The organism is Methylobacterium sp. ME121 (genome assembly GCF_000974725.1).
In the GTDB taxonomy this organism is placed as follows: domain Bacteria; phylum Pseudomonadota; class Alphaproteobacteria; order Rhizobiales; family Beijerinckiaceae; genus Methylobacterium; species Methylobacterium radiotolerans.
On record NZ_BBUX01000001.1, the window covers coordinates 507,006 to 528,739 of the forward strand.

Below are 21,734 nucleotides of genomic sequence, written 5' to 3' on the forward strand. Positions count from 1 at the left end.
TGTCTACGGAGGCGCCCGGGCGGATCTCGTGGCGCAGTCCGGCCAAGCGCATCCGGCGGCGCCGCGCGTGGGACCGCTCTTCGGTCCGCGCGTCTGCCTGACCATCCCTCGAACCAGGCGCCCGGTGAAAGCCGCCGATCCTCAGTCGATTGTCAGGTTCGAATGTGTCGTCCCGCCGCGCTGGCACCGGCGCGTTCTGGTTCGACGGTCTAGGGGGATCAGCGAACCAGCCGGCGACCCACGGTCACCACCGACCTTACAGCCGTCCGTCTTAACGGACGGTTCGCGATCTTCAAGCCGACTCTAGCGTTCCCCGGTTGATGCAACAAGCAATTTTTCGGTGCCGGGATGGTTGACCCAGACTTAGGCATCCCTGTGGCCGGAAAAAAGACCCTCCGGCCGATCGAAACTCAGCACCCGGTCGTGACCGGCGAGGTCGCGGGTCAGTCCGCGGGCGCGGTAGCCTGCGGCGCGCGCCAGATCCGTCACGGCCGCCGCCTGATCGTAGCCGATCTCGAGCACGAGCAGGCCGCCCAGGGCGAGACACGCCCCCGCGCCGCCCAGGATCCGCCGGTATGCCTCGAGGCCGTCGGCACCGCCGTCGAGGGCGGCGGCCGGGTCGTGCCCGCGGACCTCGCGCTCCAGGGTCCCGATGACGGCGCGGGCGATGTAGGGCGGGTTCGAGACCACGAGGTCGAAGCGCCCCCGCAGGGCGTCGCACCAGTCACCGGCCACGAAGCGCGCCCGGTCGCCGACGCCGTTCGTGACGGCGTTGTCCCAGGCAACGCGCAGGGCGCCCTCGGAACGATCGAGCCCGACGCCGGTGGCGCGCGGTCGCTCGGACAGGAGGGCCGTCAGGATGCAGCCCGTCCCGGTCCCCAGGTCCAGGCAGCGGAGCGGCGCGGCGCGGTCGGGCCGCGCCGCCAGCGCGACCTCGACCAGGATCTCGGTGTCCGGGCGTGGCACGAGCGTGTCGGGCCCCAGCCGGAACGGCAGGCCCCAGAACTCCCAGGCGCCCAGGATGCGGGCGACCGGCTCGCCGGCGAGCCGCCGGGCCAGCGCCGCCGCGAGGGACGCGGCGTCCGCTGGGCCCAGGCGCCGGCCCCCCTCAATCAGCAGGTCTCGGGTCTCCAGGCCCAGGATGCCGAGCAGGAGGAACCGGGCGTCGCCCGCGGCTTCGGCAACGCCGCCGGCGTGCAAACGCGCCGTCAGCGCGCGGAGCGCCTCGCGGCGCGACAGGTCTTGGAGCGCGTCCGGCGTCACGGCGCGGATCAGGCCATGCCCTCGGCGGCCAGGAGCTCAGCCTGGTGCTCGGTGATGAGGGCGTCCACCACCTCGTCGAGGGCGGTCCCGGCCATCACCTCCTCGAGCTTGTAGAGGGTCAGGTTGATCCGGTGATCGGTCACGCGACCCTGCGGAAAGTTGTAGGTCCGGATCCGCTCGCTGCGGTCGCCGGAGCCGACCTGCGCCTTGCGGTCGGCCGCGCGCGCCGAATCCTTGGCGTTGCGCTCGGCCTCGTAGAGCCGCGCCCGCAGGAGCGCCATGGCGCGGGCCCGGTTCTTGTGCTGCGACCGCTCCTCCTGGACGAAGACGACGATGCCGGTCGGCAGGTGGGTGATGCGGATCGCCGATTCCGTCTTGTTGACGTGCTGGCCGCCCGCGCCCTGGGCCCGCATCGTGTCGATCTTCAGGTCGGCGTCGTTGACGTGGATGTCGACCTCCTCGGCCTCGGGCAGCACCGCCACGGTGGCGGCCGAGGTGTGGATCCGGCCCTGCGTCTCGGTGTCGGGCACCCTCTGCACCCGGTGAGCACCGCTCTCGAACTTGAGGCGGGCGAAGACGCCACGTCCCTTCACCTCGGCCACCACCTCGCGGAAGCCGCCGACGGTGCCCTCGCTCTCGGAGATCACCTCGACCCGCCAGCCCTTCGACTCGGCGTATTTCGCGTACATCCGGAACAGGTCGCCGGCGAAGAGGGCGGCCTCGTCGCCGCCGGTGCCGGCGCGGACTTCCAGGATCGCGCTCTTCTCGTCGGCGGCGTCCTTGGGCAGGAGCAGGAGCTGAAGGGCCCGGTGGGCGGTCTCGAGCGCCGCCAGCGCCTCCGGCTTCTCCTCGGCGGCGAGCGCGCGCATCTCCGGATCCGTGCCGGGCTCGTCGATCAGGGCCTCGACGCCCGCGAGGTTCTCCAGCGCGGCGCGGTAGGCGCGGATCGCCGCCACGACCGGGTCGAGGTCGGACAGCTCGCGGGAGAGCTGGACCACCGTCTCGGGATCGATCTCGCCGGAGGCGAGCTGCGCGGTAACGATGTCGTGCCGCGCCAGGATGGCGTCGAGGCGCTCGGTGGGAAAGGGGATCATCGCCCGTGTTTCTGCAGGTCTGCGCGCGCCGTTCCGGGCCGGGCGCGGGTCTCGTCCCGGGGACGGAGACGCGTGGCTTCGAGGGTGTAGGACCCGGTAGGACGTCCCCCAAATCCACGCCTCGTCCGTCCGAGAGCGGAAGCCGCGGCGCGTCGACCGAAATCGTCGTGGCGTTGCCGTACAACCCCGGCCGAATGTTCGGCAAGGGTCGCGTTCGCGCTTAGATAGGGATGCCGTGCGCGTGCGCGAAGGCCGTGAGCGCCGGGCGCAGGGAGTCGCCGTCGTGCATCCGCGCCATCTCGGCGTCGATGAGCTCGGCGACGGCGGCCGCGTCGAGGCTCAGCACCATCGCCTTGACGGGACCGATCGCGGCCGGCGACATCGACAGCTGGCGGTAGCCGAGGCCGATCAGCGCCATGGCGTCGAGGGGCCGGCCGCCGATCTCGCCGCAGACCGTCACCGGGCAGGAGGCCGCGTTGGCCCGCTCGGCGATCAGCCGGAACGCGCGCAGCGCCGCGACACTCAGCGGATCGAACCGGTCGGCGACTCGCCGGTTCTCGCGGTCCACCGCGAACAGGAACTGCATCAGGTCGTTCGACCCGACCGAGAGGAAATCGGCCTCCTTGGCGATCTCGTCGATCTGGAACAGGAGCGAGGGCACCTCGATCATCGCGCCGAGGCGGCAATCGGTCGGGAGCCGGTAGCCGTGGCGTCGCAGGTAGGCCTTCTCGCGCTCGACGATGCCGCGGGCGCGCACGAACTCGTCCACCGTGGCGACCATCGGGAACATGATCTTGAGCGGGTCGCCGTCGGCGGCCTTGAGGAGCGCGCGCAACTGCATGCGCAGCAGCGCCGGCCGGTCGAGGCCGATGCGGATGGCCCGCCAGCCGAGTGCCGGGTTCTCCTCCTCGAGCTTGGCCATGTAGGGCAGGATCTTGTCGCCCCCGATGTCGAGGGTGCGGACCGTGACGGACTTGCCCGCCGAGGCCGCGAAGACCTTGCGGTACAGCTCCTCCTGCTCGGCCGCCGACGGCATGCGCTGCGCCACCATGAACTGCAGTTCGGTGCGGAACAGCCCGACTCCCTCGGCCCCGGTCTCCTGCAGGTGGCTGAAATCGACCAGCAGGCCGGCGTTGAGGTGCAGGCCGACCCGCACGCCGTCGCGGGTCTGGGCCGGGACGTCGCGCAGCGCGCGGTACTGCTCCTGCCGGCGGGCGCGCAGGCGCACCATCTCGGCGTAGGCGGCCTCGACCTCGGGGCCGGGCCGGACATGGATCTCGCCGGCCACGCCGTCGACGATGATGGCGTCGCCCGCGTCGCACAGGGCGGCGGCGTTCTCCACCTCGCCCACCGCCGGGATACCGAGCGCCCGGGCGACGATCGCCACGTGGCTCGTCGGACCGCCCTCCTCGAGGACGATGCCGCGCAGGGTCGACGCCTCGTAGTCGAGGAGCGCCGCCGGCCCCATGGTGCGCGCCACCAGGATGGCGTTCTCGGGCAGGACCAGGGCGCCGGCCGCCTCGGGACCGATCAGGGTGCGCAGGACGCGGTTGGCGAGGTCGTCGAGATCGTGCAGCCGCTCGCGCAGGTAGGGATCCGACTGCCGCATCATGCGGGCGCGGTTGTCCGATTGGACCCGCTCGACCGCGGCCTCCGCGGTCAGGCCGGAGCCTACGGCCTCGCGCATCCGGCGGAGCCAGCCCTTGTCGTGGGCGAACATCCGGACGGTCTCGAGGACCTCACGGGATTCGGCGGTGCCGATCCGGTCGCCGCGCTCCACCAGCGCGTCGATCGCTGAGCGGACCTCCTCGATCGCCGCGTCGAGGCGGGCGACCTCGCGCTCGACGTTCTCGGCGATCAGCGTCTTCACCACGACGCGGGGCTCGTGGAGCACCACGTAGCCCAGGCCGATCCCGTCCGCGAGGGCGATGCCCCGGGCCAGGACCGGGCGCCGGGCCGCGGTGCCGGCGTCCGGCGCCAAGCCCTCCAGCTCGCCCGAGGCGATCATCTCCGAGAGCACCATCGCGGTGGTCTGGAGCGCCTCGATCTCTTCCTCGGAGTAGACGCGGTAGGTCTTGTTCTGGACCGTCAGGACGCCGAGCGTGTTGCCGGCGCGCAGCAGCGGCACGCCCAGGAAGGCGTGGTAGGCCTCCTCGCCCGTCTCAGGCCGGTACGAGAAGGCCGGGTGGTTCTGGGCGTCCGAGAGGGAGAGCGGCTCCGCCGTGCGCGCGATGAGGCCGACGAGGCCCTCGTCGGTGCGCATGCGGGTCTGGTGCACCGCCTCGCGGTTCAGACCTTCCGTGGCGAACAGCTCGAGCGTGTTGTCGTCGCGCAGCACGTAGACCGAGCAGACCTCGGCCACCACGTTGGCGGCGATCAGGACGACGATGCGGTCGAGGCGCGCCTGGGGGCTGACCGGCTCCGCCATCGCTTCGCGGAGGCGGCGCAGCAGCAGGCGCGGGCCTCCGGGCGCAGCGGGCATCGGTTCGTCGTTCCAGCGTCGGTGAGTGGCCTTGGCGTCGACCACCCTGCAACCTTGGCGCCAAACCCGGGACGGGCCGGCGCCGGATGGACCGGACCGCTGATCCCAGAGGCGTTCTGGGATCGGCGGATCGGCCCGTGACTGTTCAGTTCACACCACGCGCCCCGCTCGAACCCGCGTCCCAGGCTCAGGCCTGATCCAGGCCGTATAGCGAGTGAAGCGTGCGCACGGCAAGCTCCGTATAGGCGGCGTCGATCAGCACGGAGAACTTGATCTCCGAGGTGGTGATCGCGCGGATGTTGATACCCTTCTCGGCGAGCGCCCGGAACGCCTTCGCGGCGACACCCGCGTGGCTGCGCATCCCGACGCCGATCGCCGACACCTTCACCACGTCGGTGGCACCCTCGATCTGCGCGTAGCCGATCTGCGCACGGGCCTCGTCGAGGATCTTCCGGGCACGCTCGTACTCGGCGGACGGAACCGTGAAGGTCATGTCGGTGGTCGACTGGTCACCCGACACGGTCTGGATGATCATGTCGACGTTGATGTTGGCGTCGGCCAGCGGCCCGAAGATCGCGGCCGCGACGCCCGGGCTGTCCTTGACCTTGCGCAGGGTGATCTGCGCCTCGTCCCGGGAGAAGGCGATCCCGGTGATGATCTGCTGTTCCACGATGTCGTCCTCGTCGCAGATGAGGGTACCCGGACGCGCGGCGTCCGGCGGATCGAAGGAGGACCGGACCGTGGTCGGCACCCGGTGGACCATGGCGAGCTCCACCGAGCGGACCTGCAGCACCTTGGCGCCGAGCGAGGCCATCTCCAGCATCTCCTCGAAGGTCACCCGCTCCATGCGGCGGGCCTTCGGCACGATGCGCGGGTCGGTGGTGTAGACGCCGTCCACGTCCGTGTAGATGTCGCAGCGCTCGGCCCCGATCGCGGCCGCCACGGCCACCGCGGAGGTGTCGGAGCCGCCGCGGCCCAGCGTCGTCACCCGGCCGGTCTCGTCGTGGACGCCCTGGAAGCCGGCGATGACCGCGACCTCCCCCTTGGCGAAGCCCGCCTCGAGGTTGCTCGGGTCGATCTCGGCGATGCGGGCCGAGCCGTGCGCGTCCGACGTCACGACCGGGATCTGCCAGCCCTGCCAGGAGCGGGCCTTGATCCCGTCCTTCTGCAGGGCGATCGCCAGGAGGCCGGCGGTGACGAGCTCGCCGGACGCCACGACGGCGTCGTACTCGCGCGGATCGTAGAGCGGGTTCGCGTCCTTGACCCAGTCGACCAGCTCGTTGGTCTTGCCCGACATGGCCGAGACGATCACGGCGACGTCGTAGCCGGCCGCGACCTCGCGGGCGACGTGGCGCGCCACGTTGCGGATACGGTCGACGTTGGCGACGGAGGTGCCGCCGAATTTCATCACCAGACGGGGCATGGTCTCTCGGTCGCGGGTTCCCGGTGGCGACTGAACGGGCCGCTGCAGCCCCGTCCGGACGGTGCCCGGCGGGTACAAGCGGCCCGGGGGAGTGTCAACAACCGGCCAAGCATGGCGCCCGCGCGCCGCGGCGACTTCCGGGCGATCGCCGTGCTAGAGCGCGGGCACGACGCAGCCACGAAACCGCGCGGCGGATCCCGGCCGCCGGCATGAGGACGGAACACGATGGACAGGTCAGCCACGGACCGGGTCACGGAAGGCTTCGTCGACCGCGCCGAGGTTGCGCGCTTCGACGCGCTCGCCGCCACGTGGTGGGACGAGACCGGCCCGATGCGCGTCCTGCACCGGTTCAACCCGGTGCGGCTCGCCTACATCCGCGACGCCCTCTGCCGGCGCTTCGGTCGCGACCCGAAAGCCCCCTTCCCGCTCGACGGGCTGACGATCTGCGACGTCGGCTGCGGCGGCGGCGTTCTCTCGGAGCCGCTGGCCCGTCTCGGCGCCCGGGTGACCGGGCTCGACCCGGCCGAGCAGAACGTCGCGGTCGCCCGAACCCATGCCGAGGCGGCCGGGGTGCCGGTGGATTACCGCGGGCAGACCATCGAGGCGGTGGTCGCCGGCGGCGAGAGCTTCGACGCGGTGCTGATCATGGAGGTCGTCGAGCACGTCTCCGACATGCCGGCCTTCGTGCGGACCGCCTGCGCGGCGGTGAAGCCCGGCGGCATGCTGTTCGGGGCCACCCTCAACCGGACGCTGCGCTCCTTCGCGCTCGCCATCGTCGGCGCCGAGTACGTGCTCGGCTGGCTGCCGCGCGGCACGCACGACTGGGAGAAGTTCGTGACGCCGGACGAGCTCGCCCGCGCGATCCGGGCCGGCGGCCTCGACGTCACCGACACGGTCGGCGTCGTCTACAACCCGCTGACGGACGGGTGGCGCACCGGCCGCGACAAGGCGGTGAACTACATGGTCGCGGCCGAGCGGTCGGCGTGAACCGGTCGCGTCCGCCGCCGTTGCCATCGCGGCGGAGGACGCGGCGATGCTCGAGAAGATTCCCGGTGTGCTCGGCGAGGCGCTGTCGGGGCTGAAGGCGGGCCTGGACAAGACGACGTCCCGCGCTGACTTCCCCGACGTGCCCGAGACCGTGACGCTGTCGAGCCCGGCCTTCGCCGACGGGGCGGACTTGCCCGCCCGCTTCACGGCCGACGGCGCGGGCGTGTCGCCGCCCCTCGCCTGGAGCGGGCTGCCGGCGGGCACCGCCGCCCTCGTCCTCCTCGTGGAGGATGCGGGCAGCCCGACGCCCCGGCCGCTGGTCCATCTCATAGCCTGGTCGGTCCCGCCGGAACCCGCCGGCCTGTTGGAGGGTGCGCTGCCGGGTCCCGGCCACGCGGGCACCGTGGAGGCCGTGGGCCGGAACAGCTTCCTGCGCGCGGAATGGCTGCCGCCGGACCCGCCCACCGGCCACGGGCCGCACCCATACCTCTTCCAGATCTACGCGCTGCGGCAGCCCCTCGCCCTTGCCGAGGCGCCGGGCCGCGGCGCGCTGATCGAGGCCATGCGCGGTCAGGTCCTCGCGAAGGGGATATTGACCGGCGTTTACCATCGTCCCTGATCCGGCCGATACCGATGCGATACAGCTCAGCCCTGCAGAACTCGCGCGTTGTGCCGCATTCGTGATCTCAGTATTGTGTCGACCAACGAAGCGGTCTGGGCAGACCGCCTGAAAAATGGCTGGAGGTCGGGCCTGTGGGCGTCGGCGTGCGCACGAAGCGGCGGGGCGGCAGCAGTGTGGCGCGCGCGCTCGCTGTGTCGGATGTCGGGACTTGGACCTGGCACATCGCCGACGATGTTCTCCGGTGCGACCCCGTCGCGGCGACGATGCTGGGCCTGCCCCGAACGAAGAGCGGCAGCGGGACGACTTTCGGGGCCTTCCTCGACCGCATCCACCCGGAGGATCAGCGGCGGATCGCGTCGATCCTCGACGACCTCCGCCGGCAGGGCGGCCTATACATCGCGCAGTACCGGACGGTTCCGGAGCCGGGCGAGGTCCGGTGGATCCTCGCGCGCGGCCGCTTCATCCTGGACCCGGAGGGCGGCGTCAGCGAGGCCCACGGGATCGTCATCGACGTGACCGAGTGCGGCCGCGACGGTTTCCTCGACGAATCCGCCTTCTGCGCGACCGACGTGGCGGCCGGCGGCATCGACCGCGTGGCCGAGATGGCCCTGGCCCTCTACAACGCCGCCGAGGACGGCCTGCCCCGGCCGGGGTTCGAGCGCCTGAAGCCGCTGCTCGACGTGCTGCTACACGAGATCGGCCGGCAGCTCGTGCTCGCGCCGGCCGTGCCGGATCTCGACAGGGTTCACTGAGCCGCCCCGCCTCCGCTCGATGCCCGTCGCGCCTTGCCTTCCGGGGGCGAATCCTGATATGGCCGCGCCATCCCGCGATGCGTGAGCCGTGATCGCCGGACGCGACGCCGCGTCCAGCCTCGTGACCACGTTCCCGACACCCTACACAACGGACGGCCCTCCGGGCTCGAGAGACCCATGAAGATCCGCAACTCCCTCAAGTCCCTGCGTGGCCGCCACCGCGACAACCAGCTCGTGCGCCGCAAGGGCCGGGTCTACGTGATCAACAAGACCCAGAAGCGCTTCAAGGCCCGCCAGGGCTGAGGCCGCTCCGCCCGGTCAGGCCGGGTCGGACGACGATCGACGTTGGGACGGCCGTACCCGAAGGGGCGCGGCCGTTTCCGCATGCGCGCGGCACCGCGGCACGTTGACGGATCCCGGGCCGGCGCACAGTCTGGCCGCATGACGCCGACCCGCCTCCTCGCCGCCCTGGTCTGCCTGTCGGGCCTCGCCCTGGACATCCCGGCGGCGCGAGCGGCTCCGGAGACCGGGCGTCCCGGCCGCACCGCTCCCGAGGGGAAGCCGGCCCCCAAGCCGCCGAGCCTCGACGACCTGTTCGCCCGCCTGCGCGCCAGCGAGGACCCGGCCGAGGCCAAGGGCATCGCCCGGCTGATCGAGCGGCGCATGGCCGGGTCGGGCAGCCCGACCGCCGACCTCCTCACCGACCGCGCCCGGCAGGCGGTCACCGCCCACGACTTCCCGCTGGCGGCCGAGCTGATGGACCGCGTCACCGCCCTCGAGCCGAACTGGTCGGAGGGCTGGAACCGGCGCGCGACAGTGTTCTGGCTCCTGTCCGACAAGGACGACGCCCTGGCGGATCTTCAGCGGGCCCTGGTGCTGGAGCCGCGCCACTTCGAGGCCTGGGCCGCGATGGGCCGGATCTACGAATCGCTCGACGACAAGGCGCGGGCGCTGGCCGCCTTCCGGCGGGCGCGGGCGCTCTACCCGCAGATGGAGAAGATCGGCGAGGCGATCAACCGCCTCACTCCGGAGGTCGACGGCCGCGACCTGTGAGCCGGGTGACCGCCGTCCTCCTCACCCTCCTGGCCCTGCCCTTCGCCCTCGCCGGGCTCGTGCTCGCGGCCGGCGCGCTGGCAACGCTGGCCATCACCCTGCGGGTCGGCGCCGCCCACCCGCCGGCAGGCCCGTTCGTGGCGGTCACCGGCGGCCGGCTCGCGACCCTGCAGGACGGGCCGGCCGACGGACCGCCCGTCGTGCTCCTGCACGGCGCCTCGGCCAACGCGTCGGATCCGATGGAGGGGATCGGCCACCGGCTCGCGGCGCGGGGTTTCCGGGTCATCGCTTTCGACCGGCCGGGCTTCGGCTGGAGCGAGCGGATCGGTGGCGACGCCGCCGCGCCCCCCGCGTCGCAGGCCGGACTGATCGCGGAGGCGCTGGAACGGATGGGTGTCGGCCCGGCGCTCGTCTTCGGCCATTCCTGGGCCGGCGCCCTGGCCCTCGCCCTCGCGCTGGATCACCCGGACCGGGTGTCGGCCCTCGCCCTCGCGGCGCCGGTGGCGATGCCCATGCCGGACCGGATGCCCGATCTGCCCTGGTACTGGCGGCTCGCCGTGACCCCGCCGGTGGCGTGGCTGCTCAGCCGGACGGTCGGGCCGCCCATCGCGCAGCACTTCCTGCCCGAGGCGGCGCGCCGGGTCTTCCAGCCGCAACCGCCGCGTGCGGATTACCCAGACCTGGCGCGGTCGGACCTGGTCCTGCGGCCCGCAACGCTGCTCGCCAACGTCCAGGACCTGCTCGGTTTGCCGCTTGCCCTCGCGGCGCAGAGCCCGCGCTACGGCGCGATCCGCGTGCCCACCGTGGTGATATCCGGCGAGGCGGACCCGATCGTCCGCGCCGACACGCAGGCGGTGCCGCTGGCCCGCGCGATCCCCGGCGCGCGGCTGGTACTGCTGCCGGGCATCGGCCACATGCTCCAGTACGTCGCCGCCGATCGGGTCACCGAGGAGGTGGCCCGGCTGGCCGGCGCGACGGGCGCGGCCGGCCCGGAGCCGGCCGTCGCGCACTGACACGCCGGCCGGTCCCGCTCTCGTATCCCGGTGCCATCAGGCCTTCTCGGCATGCTCGCGAGTGATGAAGGTCAGACGCACAAGGTTGGTGGCGCCCGGCGTGCCGAACGGCAGGCCGGCCACCACGATCACCCGGTCCCCCACGGCGGCGAACTTCTCGCGCACGGCGAACTTGGCGGCCCGGAACGACATGTCGTCCACGTCGCTGGCGTCCTTGGTGACGATCGGGTGCGTGCCCCAGGCCAGGGCGAGGCGCCGCGCCGTCTCGCGCCGGGGCGTGAGGGCGATCACGGTGGCGTTCGGGCGCTCGCGCGACAGGCGCAGGGCCGTGGAACCGGAATTGGTCCAGGCCATGATCGCGTCGAGGCTCAGCGCGTCGACCATCTGGTGCGCCGCCGCCGCGATGGCGTCGGCCGCCGTCTCGTCCGGGGTCGCGCTCTGCGCCCGGATGATCGACCAGTAGATCGCGTCCCGCTCCACCTGCTCGGCGATGCGGTTCATGGTCTCCACGGCCCCGATCGGGTGGGCGCCCGAGGCGCTCTCCGCGGAGAGCATCACGGCGTCCGCCCCCTCGTAGACCGCTGTGGCGACGTCGGAGACCTCGGCGCGGGTCGGCACAGGCGCGGTGATCATCGACTCGAGCATCTGGGTCGCCACGACCACCGGCTTGCCGTAGCGCCGGGCGCCGCGGGTGATGCGCTTCTGCACGCCCGGCACCTGCTCCAGGGGCATCTCGACACCGAGGTCACCGCGGGCGACCATCAGCCCGTCGGAGATCTCGATGATCTCGTCGAGGCGCGCCAGCGCCTGCGGCTTCTCGATCTTGGCCATCACCAGGGCGCGGCCGGCGCAGACCTTCTTCACCTCGGCCACGTCCTCGGGGCGCTGGACGAACGACACGGCGATCCAGTCGGCACCGGCGTTCAGACCGGCATCGAGGTCGGCCCGGTCCTTGTCGGTCATCGCCGGCACCGGGATCACGGTGTGCGGCAGGGACACGCCCTTCCGGTTCGAGATCCGGCCACCGACCTCGACGCGGGTCACGGCGCGATTGTGCGCCGTCTCGAGCACGGTCAGCCGCAGCTTGCCATCGTCGACCAGGATGGCGTGGCCCGGCTCCAGCGCCTCCAGGATCTCGGGATGCGGCAGGTGGCAGCGTGCGGCGTCGCCGGGCGTCGGGTCGCCGTCGAGCACGAAGGTGCCCCCGGCCTCGATCATCGCGGCGCCCTCCGCGAAGGTGCCGAGCCGCAGCTTCGGCCCCTGCAGGTCGACCAGAATGCCGATCGGCCGCTTCGCCTCGCGCTCGATGGTGCGGATCGCCTCGACCTTCTCGGGCAGCTTCTCGCGCGGCAGGTGGCTCATGTTGAGCCGGAATACGTCGACGCCCGCGCGGAACAGCCGTTCGATCATCTCCGGCGAATCGGAGGCCGGACCGAGGGTGGCGACGATCTTCGTGCGGCGTGACCGTTTCAAGCGTATTTCCTCCGTGTTCTCGTTGCCGCGCAGCGTCGAGCGCCGGCGGTTAGAAGATCTGGCTCAGGGAGCGCCGATCGGCTGTGAGCATCCCCAGCCGGACAGCGTCAAGGCCGCAATCACGGCCGCCGTCGTCACATTACGGTTTCGCCGGCGCGTCTGCCCGGTTCGGATCCGTGAGCTGGATGGTCCAGCTCTTCTGCTCGCCGGTGTCGACTTCGAAGAAGCCGTTCCGGTCGTAGCCGCGGGCGAGACAATCCTCGATCCCGCGAATCGTGAACTCCGAATCGCGGGTGCACATCAGCGAACGGCCGCTCCACTCGCCGCCGCGCGTGTAGTCGACCGCGAAGACGTAGTAGAACCGCGCCGCCAACGCGCCCTTGAGCAGCGTCTCGCAGGCTTTCGGCGCCAGATCCCACCAGCCCTCCGTCACCCACCCCTGCGGGTCGCGGTAACCCAGCGAGATCCCGACCTTGCTGGCGGTCTGGTTGCATAGGCGCAGGTCCGCCCGGGCGGGACTCGCGCCGAGGAGCGCGAGGCCGAGGACCGTGACTGCCGGGAGGAGCTGAGCCGCCGAGACGCGAGACCTAGTTGACGAGGATGATGCGGCAGTCGTTGACATTGGTGCAGGTCGGACCGGGGTTCACGAGGTCGCCGAGGGCCGCGAAGAAGGCGGTGGAGTCGTTCTGCTCCAGCATCGCGGCCGGGTCGAGGCCGGCGGCCCTGGCCCGTTCGAGGGTCGAGGGGTCGACGAGGCCGCCCGCCGGGTCGGTGGCGAGGCCCCGCCCGCCGTCGGTCCCGTCGGTGTCGGCGCTGATGCCGAAGATGCCGGGTTCGCCGTCGAGCGCCACCGCCAGCGCCAGGGCGTATTCCTGGTTCGGGCCGCCATGGCCCTCGCCGCGGATGGTGACGGTGAGCTCGCCGCCGGAGATCAGCGCGACGCGCTTGCCGGCCGCCTTGTGGCGCTTGGCCTCGGCCGCGTGCTCGGCCGCGACCTCGCGGGCCTCGCCCTCCAGGTCGGCGCCCAGCAGGATCGGCTCGTAGCCGGCCGCGCGGGCCGCCTCGGCGGCGGCGTTCAGGGCGTCGATCGGCCGGGCGATGATGCGGTACTCGGCGCGGGCGAAGGCGGGATCGCCGGCCTTCGGCGTCTCGTTGTTGGGGTCGTTCAGGAGGCGCACCGCCTCCTCGGGCAGCGGAATGCCGCGCTTCTCGCAGATGGCCCGGGCATCGGCCAGGGTCGACGGATCGGGCACGGTCGGCCCGGAGGCGATCACCGCCGGATCGTCGAAGGGCACGTCGGAGATCGCCAGGGTGAGGACGCGCCGGGCGTTGCGGGCCGCGAGCGCCAGGCGGCCGCCCTTGATCCGCGAGATGTGCTTGCGCACCGTGTTGATCTCGCCGATCGGCGCGCCGGAACGGAGCATCGCCCGGGTGATCGCCTGCTTCTCCACGAGGGTCAGGTCGCCGGCCGGGGCGATCCAGTTGGCCGAGCCGCCGCCCGAGAGCAGCACCAGCACCTCGTCGTCCGGGCCGGCCTCGGTGGCGAGCCGCAGCGCCTCCCGGGTCGCCGAGATGCCGGCCTCGTCGGGGACCGGGTGGCCCGCCTCGACCATGTGGATGCCCGGCGCGTCCTGTCCGTAGCCGTGGCGCGCCACCGCGAGGCCGACGATCCGGTCATCCCCGAGGCCGTGCTTCTGGCGGTAGAAGCGGCTCGCTACGGCGCTCATGCTGCCGGCGGCCTTGCCGGCGGCCAGGATGATCAGACGGCCCGGGCTCGGCTCCGGCAGGTGCGGCGGCAGGCAGAGATCCGGGTGGGCGGCGCGGATCGCGGCCGTGAGGATCGAATCGAGAAGCGCGCGCTGGTCCCGGGTGGCCGCGTCGGCGACGGGCGGAACGGTCTCGGTCATGGCGTTGAACGGGCTCCTCTCTCCATTGTGTCGCGCGATCCCCGCCCGTTTCTTCCCAGGGCGGCGGGCCCGTTTCTTGCCGTGAGCGCACGATCCTTGATAGGTGATCTGCCCGAGCGGCCGCGCGACGGCAAGCGCCATCGGCGCCCTCGCACAGATCTGAAGACCTCTCGCAAGACCTCGGAGCCCCGTGACCCGTCCGGAGACAGAAACGGCCGTCGCGCCCGCGCATCCCTGCGAGATCATTCCCGGCGATCCCGCCTGCGGCCTCGTCATCGCCTGCGATCACGCCTCGAACTTCGTCCCGCCGGACATCGCGCTCGGCGTGCCCGCGTCGGAATATGCCCGGCACATCGCCTACGACATCGGCGCGGCGGCGGTAACGCGCAGCCTCGCGGCGCAGCTCGGCGCCCCGGCGATCCTGACGAACTTCTCCCGCCTCATCATCGACCCGAACCGCGGGCGCGCCGATCCGACCCTGGTGATGCGCCTGTCCGACGGTGCCGTCGTGCCGGGCAACGCCCGGATCGACGAGGCCGGGAAGCAGGCCCGGATCGCCCGCTTCTACGCGCCGTTCGACGCGGCCATCGACGACGCGATCGCCGCCGCCCAGTCAGCCGGCCGGCCGCCGGTGCTCCTGACCATGCACAGCTTCACGCCCTACTGGCGCGGGATCGCGCGGCCCTGGCAGGTCGGCATCCTGTACGACCGGGACGAGCGCTTCGCCCGCCCGCTCATCCGCGCGCTGGAGGCCGATCCGGCCGGGCTCACCGTCGGCGACAACCAGCCCTACGGCGGCGGCCTGCCGGGCGACACGATCGACCGCCACGCCACCGCCCGCGGCCTCGCGAACGCCCTCGTCGAGATCCGGCAGGACCTGATCGCCGGCGCCGACGGTCAGGCCGAGTGGGCCGCGCGCTTCGCCCGCATCCTGCGCCCGCTGCTCGCGGCTTGATCTCCGGCCGGCCGGTCCCGAAATCGGGAGCGGCCCGCCAGACCCGAAGAGAGTTGCGACGAATGAGCGAGATCGATCCCCGGACCCAGACGGAACTTGAGGCCGCGGTATTCCGCCGCCTCGTCGCGCATCTGCGCGAGCGGCCGGACGTGCAGAACATCGACCTGATGAATCTGGCGGGCTTCTGCCGGAACTGCCTGTCGAACTGGCTCAAGGACGCCGCCGACGGCGCGGGCGTGGCCCTGACCAAGGACGAGAGCCGCGAGGCGGTCTACGGGATGCCCTACGCCGAGTGGAAGGCGCGCTTCCAGACAGAGGCGAGTCCGGAGCAGCAGGCCGGCTTCGCGGCCGCGCAGCCCAAGGACCACTGAGGCTGCGCCCGCGTCGCGGCGAATCGGCTAAGCTTCCGGTAAGGCCGGCCCGTTAACCACGGGTCCAGGGCGCAACCGCGCCGTGCATTCGGGAGAGCCCCATGAACGCCCATTCGATGCCCACTGCCGCGCAGCGGCCCGGCGGCGACGTCTCGTCGGCCGAGGGCGTGGCCGCGGACGAGCTGAAGCAGTTCATCGAGCGCCTGGAGCGTCTCGAGGAGGAGAAGGCCGGCATCATGGGCGACATCAAGGAGGTGTTCGCCGAGCTCAAGGGCCGGGGCTTCGACGCGAAGGCGGTCCGCACGATCCTGCGCATCCGCAAGCAGGACCACAGCGAGCGCCAGGAGCAGGAGGCGATCCTCGAGCTCTACATGCAGGCCCTCGGCATGGCGTAGCCGGACCGGGCGGCGAAGCGGCCACCCGATCTGCAGCCCCGCTTCCGACAGGACCGCACCGCAGCGGTAGCCGGAACCTGCACGGCAATGTCGATCGTGTCCCGACGTGGCCGGCCTCGACCACCATCCGGCCGCTCACCGGCGCGATGGTGTCCGACGCGGTGACGGCCGGGGACAGCGAGTGGGTGTCGGTGAACCGCGCCCCGCCCCGCCTCGGGTCGTCGATGATCGGCTAGGTCGCGACGCTCGAGGGGCTGCCGTGCAGACTGCTGGTCGAGCACACCGCGCATTCACGTCGCGGACGGAAGCGCGCGTCACCCGATCCACGGCATGAGCCCCGACACTGACAGACGCGTGACGGATCCCAAGGATCGTGTCCCGAGGATCCGTCCGAAGGATCCCCCTCCCGCCGGGAGAGGGACCGGTCTCAGGCCGCGCGCTTGGCCCGGTTCAGCAGCTTGCGGTTGACCAGCACCTCGGCGATCTGCACCGCGTTGAGGGCCGCGCCCTTGCGGAGGTTGTCCGAGACGCACCAGAAGTTCAGGCCGTTCTCCACCGTCGCGTCCTCGCGGATGCGCGAGATGTAGGTCGCATCCTCGCCAGCCGCCTCGTGGGGGGTCATGTAGCCGCCGTTCTCGCGCTTATCGATCACCAGCACGCCGGGGGCGGCGCGCAGGATCTCGGTAGCCTTCTCGGCCGAGAGCGGCTGCTCGAACTCGATGTTCACCGATTCCGCGTGACCGATGAAGACCGGAACGCGGACGGCGGTCGCCGTCAGCTTGATCTTCGGGTCGAGCATCTTTTTGGTCTCGGCGACCATCTTCCACTCTTCCTTCGTGTAGCCATCCTCCATGAACACGTCGATGTGGGGGATGACGTTGAAGGCAATGCGCTTGGTGAACTTGCCGCCCTGCTTGATCTCGCCGGCGGTGAACACGGCGCGGGTCTGGTTGAAGAGCTCGTCCATCGCCTCCTTGCCGGCGCCGGAGACCGACTGGTAGGTCGACACGACGACGCGCTTGATCGTGGCCGCCTCGTGGAGGGGCTTGAGCGCGACGACCAGCTGCGCGGTCGAGCAGTTCGGGTTGGCGATGATGTTGCGCTTGGTGAAGCCCACGACCGCGTCGGCGTTCACCTCGGGCACGATCAGCGGCACGTCGGCGTCGTAGCGGAACGCCGACGAGTTATCGATGACCACGCAGCCCTGCTGGCCGATGCGGGGCGACCACTCCTTCGACGCCTCGCCGCCGGCCGACATCAGGCAGATGTCGGTGTCGGAGAAGTCGTACGTGTCCAGCGTTTTGACCTTGAGCGTCTTGTCGCCGTAGGAGACTTCCTGACCCTGGCTGCGGCGCGAGGCCAGCGCCACGACCTCGTCGGCGGGGAACGCCCGCTCGGCCAGGATATCGAGCATCTCGCGGCCCACGTTGCCCGTGGCGCCGACGACGGCGACCTTGTAACCCATCTCTCGTCTCCGCGCGGAAAACCCCGACCGATCCGGGTGCCGCGCCTGTGCCAGTACAATCGGCCGAAGGATCGTTCGTGCCGGATGCGCCCGCCAAACGGGCGCGGCCGCAGACCCCGTCCTCCGCAGAGGTGGGGGCGACGGCCGGGTCGAGCAAGGCGCGCAAGGGCGCGCGCTGTCAAGGCCGCCGACAGCGCAACACTCGATTCACCCTGCCTCCGGAAACCCGGTGACGGCCTCCAGCCGGGAGAGGGAATTCAATCCTTCGGCGCGACCCTGACCGCCCATCCCCGCGGCCTCCCGCCGCCACGGAGCACGCCCCTGACCGGAACAGCGCACCTCGTCGATCGGATCGGGCTCGGCGTGCCGGGCGGCCGGGCCACGCGCGGGCCGGACACCCCGGGCTCTCCGGGCTCTCTGGGCGTGCGCATCGTCCTGGCATCCGCGGCGATCGCGCTGCTGTGGGCCCTCCCCCGCTGGACCGCTGAGACCCCGGGGGTCGCGCCCGCCGCGCCGGTCGCCGCGGAGACCGCCTTCGTCCCCTCCGTGCAGGCCTTGCCGGCGCCGCCCGCGGCCTCGGTCGCCCAGTTCGGCCTCGCGGAGCCGGGGCTCGATCCGGTGCGTGTGTCCGCCCGCGTCGATCCGCGGACCGGGCTGCGCGAGGACACCCTGATCCGCGGCGACGTCGCGGCGATCGAGGCGCCGGCACTGCGGGTCCAGCTCACTCGCGGGCCTCGGTCCGGCGCACCGCCGACGCTCTTCGTCCTCATGGCCCGGCGCGCCGCGAGCGGTCCGGCCCTCGACCGGCCGGCCCTGGCCGTGGCCCGGACCGGCGCCCGCGACCAGATCCGCACCAAGTTCGGTGCGGTCGAGACCCTGGAGGTGACCTTCGCGGGCCCCGCGCAGCGGACCTGCACCGGCTTCGTCACCCGCGACACGGCGTTCCAGCTCGACGGATGGCTCTGCGCGCCCCTCGCGCGCCCGCCGGAGCCGCAGGCCCTCGGCTGCATGCTCGACGCGCTGAGCCTCGTCGACCTCGCCGATGCCGCCACGACGGCGGCCTTCTCGGTCGCGCCCGATCCGGCGGGCGCGTGCCCGGCATCGTCCGGGACAGAGCCGCCCGGGAGGGCCGGATCGCTAATCCGGCGGCCGCAAAATAAAAAATGAGGCCGGAGTGTGGCAAAACGCACAAGCTCAGCCATAAGGGCGGAACAACAGCCTCGCCCAAGCGTCTTATCGTCAAAGGCGGCGAACTGTTAAGCTTCGGTCGCCATACTGATGGCACTCAAGGACAAGGTTGGCCATGCGCTCGCTCAAGATCGCCCTTCTCGGCGTCGTCGCCGCCACCGGCCTCGGCGCTCTGGCCTCCGCGCCCGCCCAGGCTCAGGATGGCTACATCACCGGCCCGATCTACCGGGTCAGCCGGCCCCTGCCGATCCGCGTGCGTCCGCGCAGCTGGCTCGACGCCGGCAACGTGCCGCTGACCTCGAACGTTCCTGGCGCCGGCGGCTCGCGTAACCCGGCCCTGAACCCCTACCTGATCGCGGCGTCGAACCAGCTGACCCCGCCCTACGGCCCGACCGACCGCTTCGGCCGCGGCATCCTTCCGGACCCGATCACCAACGGACCGTTCATCGGCGCCCGCTCCTCGGCGATCCGCAACGTCGACCTCTCCTTCGTCGACCGGCTGGATCCGACCTCGCCGCTCTACGGCCGCCCCTACTGAGCGGCCCGACCAGACAACATAACGTTCGCGAAGCGCGGGTCCTCGGGCCCGCGTTTTTCGTTGGCGGGCCATGCCGGCCCACGCCTTCACCGGGGCTGGATATCCTGTATGCCAAGTGCCGCGGGAGCGCGTGGGCTGCCGAGGCCGGGAACTGAGCGATGAAGCCGTTCGACTGGGTGACCGGGTATCCGTCGCTGCGGATGCCGATGTTCGGGCGCAACTGCGTGGCGACCTCGCACGCGCTGGCAGCGCAGGCCGGCATTCAGATGCTCCAGGCCGGCGGCAACGCCGTCGACGCGGCGATCGCCACGGCGGCCGCCAAGACCGTCACCGAGCCGTGCAGCAACGGTCTCGGCTCCGATGCCTTCTGCATCCTGTGGGACGGGAAGGCGTTGCACGGCCTCAACGCTTCGGGCGGGGCTCCGGCCGCCTGGAGCCGGGACTACTTCCTGAATAAGTACGGCGCCGCCGAGCGGCCGCCGATGCGCGGCTGGGACTCGGTCACCGTGCCGGGCGCGGTCGCCGCCTGGGCGGCGCTGAGCGAGCGCTTCGGCCGGCTCCCCTTCGCCGACCTGATGCAGCCCGCGATCCGCATCGCCGAGCGCGGCTACCTCGCCCCGGTCGTGGTCCAGCAGAAATGGGCGGCCGCGGCCCGGATCGAGGCGATCACCCGCCAGCCGGGCTTCTCGGAGTTCTTCCTGCCGCGGGGCCGGGCACCGGATGTCGGCGAGCTGGTGACCTTTCCCGGCGCCGAGAAGACCCTGCGGCTGATCGGCGAGACCAAGGGCGAGGCCTTCTACCGGGGCGAGATCGCCGAGGCGATCGCCGCGCACGCGCGGGCCAACAACGGCGCGATGACCGCCGCCGACCTCGCGGCGTTCCGCCCCGAATGGGTCACGCCGACCGCGAAGGATTACCACGGCTACACGCTGCACGAGATCCCGCCGAACGGCCAGGGCATCGCGGCGCAGATCGCGCTGGGCCTCCTGGAGCAGTTCGACCTCGGCGGCCTGCCGGTCGACGGGCCGGAGTCGCAGCACCTGCAGATCGAGGCGATGAAGCTCGCCTTCAGCGACACCTACCGGTACGTCGCCGACCCGCGCGGGATGGAGGTGACGCCGGAGGCCATGCTCGACCCCGCCTACCTCGCGGAGCGCGCCAAGCTGATCGACCGGAATCGCGCCCAGGTCTTCGGGCCGGGCAAGCCGCCCGCGGGCGGCACGATCTACCTCACCGCCGCCGACGAGTCCGGCATGATGGTGAGCTTCATCCAGTCGAACTTCATGGGCTTCGGCTCGGGCGTCGTCGTCCCGGGCTGGGGCATCTCCCTGCAGAACCGCGGCTACGGCTTCGTGCTCGATGCGGAGAGCCCGAACGTGGTGGCGCCCGGCAAGCGGCCGTTCCACACCATCATCCCAGGCTTCCTCACGAAGGACGGTGCGCCGGTGATGAGCTTCGGCGTGATGGGCGGCAACATGCAGCCGCAGGGGCACGTCCAGACGCTGGTGCGGATGATCGACCACGGCCAGAACCCGCAGGCGGCCTGCGACGCGCCGCGCTGGCGGGTGAACGAGGGCCTCGACATCAACGTCGAGGCGGCGATGCCGGGCGCGACGCTAGAGCGCCTGAAGGCCCTCGGCCACCAACTCGAGGTGATCGAGGACAGCTACCAGGATTTCGGCGCCGGCCAGTTCATCTGGCGGATGGGCGATCCCGCCGTCGAGGGCTACGTGGCCGCGAGCGACCCGCGCCGCGACGGGCAGGCCGTCGTCTGGTGACGCGCTACTTGACCTGCACGCTGTCCACCACTTGCCGGAACTTGGCGAGGACGCCGTCGCGCTGATCCTGCCGCACGACGCCGAGGGCGCGGATGTAGCCGTCCGGTGCGAACCGGATGGTCTGCATCACCACCACCGGCTGATTGGTCGGCTGGTCGAGGGCGCGGGCCACGATCTCGTGCCAGTCGACACCGTTCGAGCGGTAGCTCTGCGCCCGCTCGATGACGAAGTCCTTGAGGGTCTGATTGGACGCCAGGGCGGCGCGGGCGAAGCCGTCGCGCTGCTCGGCCCCGGGCGGCTGCTGCACCGCCTGCGCCAAGACCAGGATCGGCTGCTCCAGATTCTGCATCTGGTCCTTGGGCCCGCTGGTGAGGAGGACCGAGTTGCCGGCCATCACTCGCACCGGCCGGAAGCCCGCCATGTCGGCGATGCGGAAAGGCAGCGCGTCGACCTGCTGGGTCAGCGAGAGGGCCGGCCGGAGCGTGACGCCGGTCACCATCTTGCGCATCGAGGCCTCGGTCTCGGCGTCGGGCAGTGCCTGGGCGATGATCAGCCCGGTCACGGTCGGCGTGCCGACGACGAGGATCCACTTCCGGATCGCCGGCGCGGACGAGCCGGGATCGGCGGGCTGCTCACCGGTGTAGAGCATGCCCTCGTTGTCGCCGATCTTGACCTCCTCGCGCTTCTCGACCGCGAAGCCCTGGCTGAGGAGGTTGGCGTCGGTGAAGCCGCTGACGAGCTCCGCGAAGGCGTTCGCGGGCAGTTCGACGACCGACACGGTCGCGCCGCCCTCCTTCCGCTCGAAGCCCGAGAAGCGCCGCGACAGCGACATGTCGGCGGGCGGGTCGAAGCCGAAGCGCGAGCCCGCGGGATAGACGGGATCGCCGGCCCGGGCGGCCGAGCCGAGGCTGGCCGCGAGCGCGGCTGCGCACAGAACCCGTCCGAGACGCAGCGTCAGGTTGCGCATCCGCATCG

At 71.8% G+C, this 21,734-nt stretch carries 21 protein-coding genes; 12 read left to right on the forward strand and 9 right to left on the reverse strand.

Going from position 1 to position 21,734, the window contains the following annotated elements:
• Positions 1–363: 363 nt before the first annotated feature.
• The 4 genes from prmC to ME121_RS02255 all read right to left on the reverse strand — a co-directional run bounded on the left by prmC (position 364) and on the right by ME121_RS02255 (position 6,262).
• Entirely contained in the window at positions 364–1,263 is a 900-nt protein-coding gene (prmC, locus tag ME121_RS02240; protein ID WP_059408259.1) for a peptide chain release factor N(5)-glutamine methyltransferase, read from the reverse strand.
• Positions 1,264–1,271: 8 nt separating this feature from the next.
• Positions 1,272–2,357 carry a peptide chain release factor 1 gene (gene prfA / locus ME121_RS02245; RefSeq protein ID WP_012317162.1) on the reverse strand — a complete coding sequence of 362 codons (1,086 nt, stop codon included), beginning with the start codon at positions 2,355–2,357 and terminating at the stop codon, positions 1,272–1,274.
• Positions 2,358–2,577: 220 nt separating this feature from the next.
• Complete coding sequence (gene ptsP / locus ME121_RS02250) at positions 2,578–4,839, reverse strand: phosphoenolpyruvate--protein phosphotransferase (RefSeq protein WP_012317161.1); 2,262 nt, start codon at positions 4,837–4,839, stop codon at positions 2,578–2,580.
• Between the two features lie 187 nt (positions 4,840–5,026).
• Positions 5,027–6,262, reverse strand: a complete 1,236-nt coding sequence (locus ME121_RS02255; protein ID WP_043072921.1) for an aspartate kinase — start codon at positions 6,260–6,262, stop codon at positions 5,027–5,029.
• Between the two features lie 225 nt (positions 6,263–6,487).
• On the opposite strand from ME121_RS02255, the gene ubiG reads away from it, so the two are divergent.
• The 6 genes from ubiG (at position 6,488) to ME121_RS02285 (ending at position 10,689) form a co-directional block, all read left to right on the forward strand.
• Positions 6,488–7,249: a bifunctional 2-polyprenyl-6-hydroxyphenol methylase/3-demethylubiquinol 3-O-methyltransferase UbiG gene (ubiG, locus tag ME121_RS02260; RefSeq protein WP_020091504.1), complete on the forward strand. Its 762-nt coding sequence runs from the start codon at positions 6,488–6,490 to the stop codon at positions 7,247–7,249.
• Positions 7,250–7,295: 46 nt separating this feature from the next.
• Entirely contained in the window at positions 7,296–7,868 is a 573-nt protein-coding gene (locus tag ME121_RS02265) for a YbhB/YbcL family Raf kinase inhibitor-like protein (protein ID WP_020091503.1), read from the forward strand.
• Between the two features lie 134 nt (positions 7,869–8,002).
• Positions 8,003–8,623 carry a PAS domain-containing protein gene (locus ME121_RS02270; protein WP_059408260.1) on the forward strand — a complete coding sequence of 207 codons (621 nt, stop codon included), beginning with the start codon at positions 8,003–8,005 and terminating at the stop codon, positions 8,621–8,623.
• Between the two features lie 177 nt (positions 8,624–8,800).
• Positions 8,801–8,926, forward strand: a complete 126-nt coding sequence (gene ykgO, locus ME121_RS02275; RefSeq protein ID WP_003601867.1) for a type B 50S ribosomal protein L36 — start codon at positions 8,801–8,803, stop codon at positions 8,924–8,926.
• Positions 8,927–9,064: 138 nt separating this feature from the next.
• Positions 9,065–9,676 carry a tetratricopeptide repeat protein gene (locus ME121_RS02280; RefSeq protein WP_012317156.1) on the forward strand — a complete coding sequence of 204 codons (612 nt, stop codon included), beginning with the start codon at positions 9,065–9,067 and terminating at the stop codon, positions 9,674–9,676.
• Entirely contained in the window at positions 9,673–10,689 is a 1,017-nt protein-coding gene (locus ME121_RS02285) for an alpha/beta fold hydrolase (RefSeq protein ID WP_012317155.1), read from the forward strand. Before ME121_RS02280 ends, ME121_RS02285 begins: the two co-directional genes overlap by 4 nt.
• A gap of 36 nt (positions 10,690–10,725) precedes the next feature.
• On the opposite strand, the gene pyk is transcribed toward ME121_RS02285, so the two are convergent.
• The 3 genes from pyk to ME121_RS02300 form a co-directional block, all read right to left on the reverse strand.
• Positions 10,726–12,162, reverse strand: coding sequence for a pyruvate kinase (gene pyk / locus ME121_RS02290; protein ID WP_012317154.1), 1,437 nt, complete (start codon positions 12,160–12,162; stop codon positions 10,726–10,728).
• Between the two features lie 139 nt (positions 12,163–12,301).
• A complete protein-coding gene (locus ME121_RS02295; protein ID WP_012317153.1) occupies positions 12,302–12,784 on the reverse strand; it encodes a DUF1036 domain-containing protein in 483 nt (160 codons plus the stop codon).
• Positions 12,750–14,069 carry a glycerate kinase type-2 family protein gene (locus ME121_RS02300; RefSeq protein WP_059408261.1) on the reverse strand — a complete coding sequence of 440 codons (1,320 nt, stop codon included), beginning with the start codon at positions 14,067–14,069 and terminating at the stop codon, positions 12,750–12,752. Before ME121_RS02300 ends, ME121_RS02295 begins: the two co-directional genes overlap by 35 nt.
• 190 nt (positions 14,070–14,259) lie before the next feature.
• Between ME121_RS02300 and ME121_RS02305 the strand changes: the two genes are divergently transcribed.
• The 3 genes from ME121_RS02305 to ME121_RS02315 all read left to right on the forward strand — a co-directional run bounded on the left by ME121_RS02305 (position 14,260) and on the right by ME121_RS02315 (position 15,790).
• Positions 14,260–15,024: an N-formylglutamate amidohydrolase gene (locus ME121_RS02305; RefSeq protein WP_012317151.1), complete on the forward strand. Its 765-nt coding sequence runs from the start codon at positions 14,260–14,262 to the stop codon at positions 15,022–15,024.
• 62 nt (positions 15,025–15,086) lie between these two features.
• The gene (locus ME121_RS02310; protein WP_024827862.1) at positions 15,087–15,395 is read left to right on the forward strand and encodes a DUF1244 domain-containing protein; all 309 of its coding nucleotides are present in this window, start codon (positions 15,087–15,089) and stop codon (positions 15,393–15,395) included.
• Positions 15,396–15,511: 116 nt separating this feature from the next.
• Positions 15,512–15,790: a DUF2312 domain-containing protein gene (locus ME121_RS02315; protein ID WP_026604676.1), complete on the forward strand. Its 279-nt coding sequence runs from the start codon at positions 15,512–15,514 to the stop codon at positions 15,788–15,790.
• A 427-nt stretch (positions 15,791–16,217) separates the two neighbouring features.
• On the opposite strand, the gene ME121_RS02320 is transcribed toward ME121_RS02315, so the two are convergent.
• The gene (locus ME121_RS02320; protein ID WP_024827863.1) at positions 16,218–17,255 is read right to left on the reverse strand and encodes an aspartate-semialdehyde dehydrogenase; all 1,038 of its coding nucleotides are present in this window, start codon (positions 17,253–17,255) and stop codon (positions 16,218–16,220) included.
• Positions 17,256–17,678: 423 nt separating this feature from the next.
• Between ME121_RS02320 and ME121_RS02325 the strand changes: the two genes are divergently transcribed.
• From ME121_RS02325 to ME121_RS02335, 3 genes are all read left to right on the forward strand, one after another.
• Positions 17,679–18,422 carry a hypothetical protein gene (locus tag ME121_RS02325; RefSeq protein ID WP_245337809.1) on the forward strand — a complete coding sequence of 248 codons (744 nt, stop codon included), beginning with the start codon at positions 17,679–17,681 and terminating at the stop codon, positions 18,420–18,422.
• Between the two features lie 136 nt (positions 18,423–18,558).
• A complete protein-coding gene (locus ME121_RS02330; protein WP_012317146.1) occupies positions 18,559–18,981 on the forward strand; it encodes a hypothetical protein in 423 nt (140 codons plus the stop codon).
• Between the two features lie 158 nt (positions 18,982–19,139).
• Positions 19,140–20,759: a gamma-glutamyltransferase family protein gene (locus ME121_RS02335; protein ID WP_059408263.1), complete on the forward strand. Its 1,620-nt coding sequence runs from the start codon at positions 19,140–19,142 to the stop codon at positions 20,757–20,759.
• Positions 20,760–20,763: 4 nt separating this feature from the next.
• On the opposite strand, the gene ME121_RS02340 is transcribed toward ME121_RS02335, so the two are convergent.
• On the reverse strand, positions 20,764–21,732 hold the full coding sequence (locus ME121_RS02340) for a hypothetical protein (protein ID WP_012317144.1): 969 nt from the start codon (positions 21,730–21,732) through the stop codon (positions 20,764–20,766).
• Between the last annotated feature and the right edge of the window lie 2 nt (positions 21,733–21,734).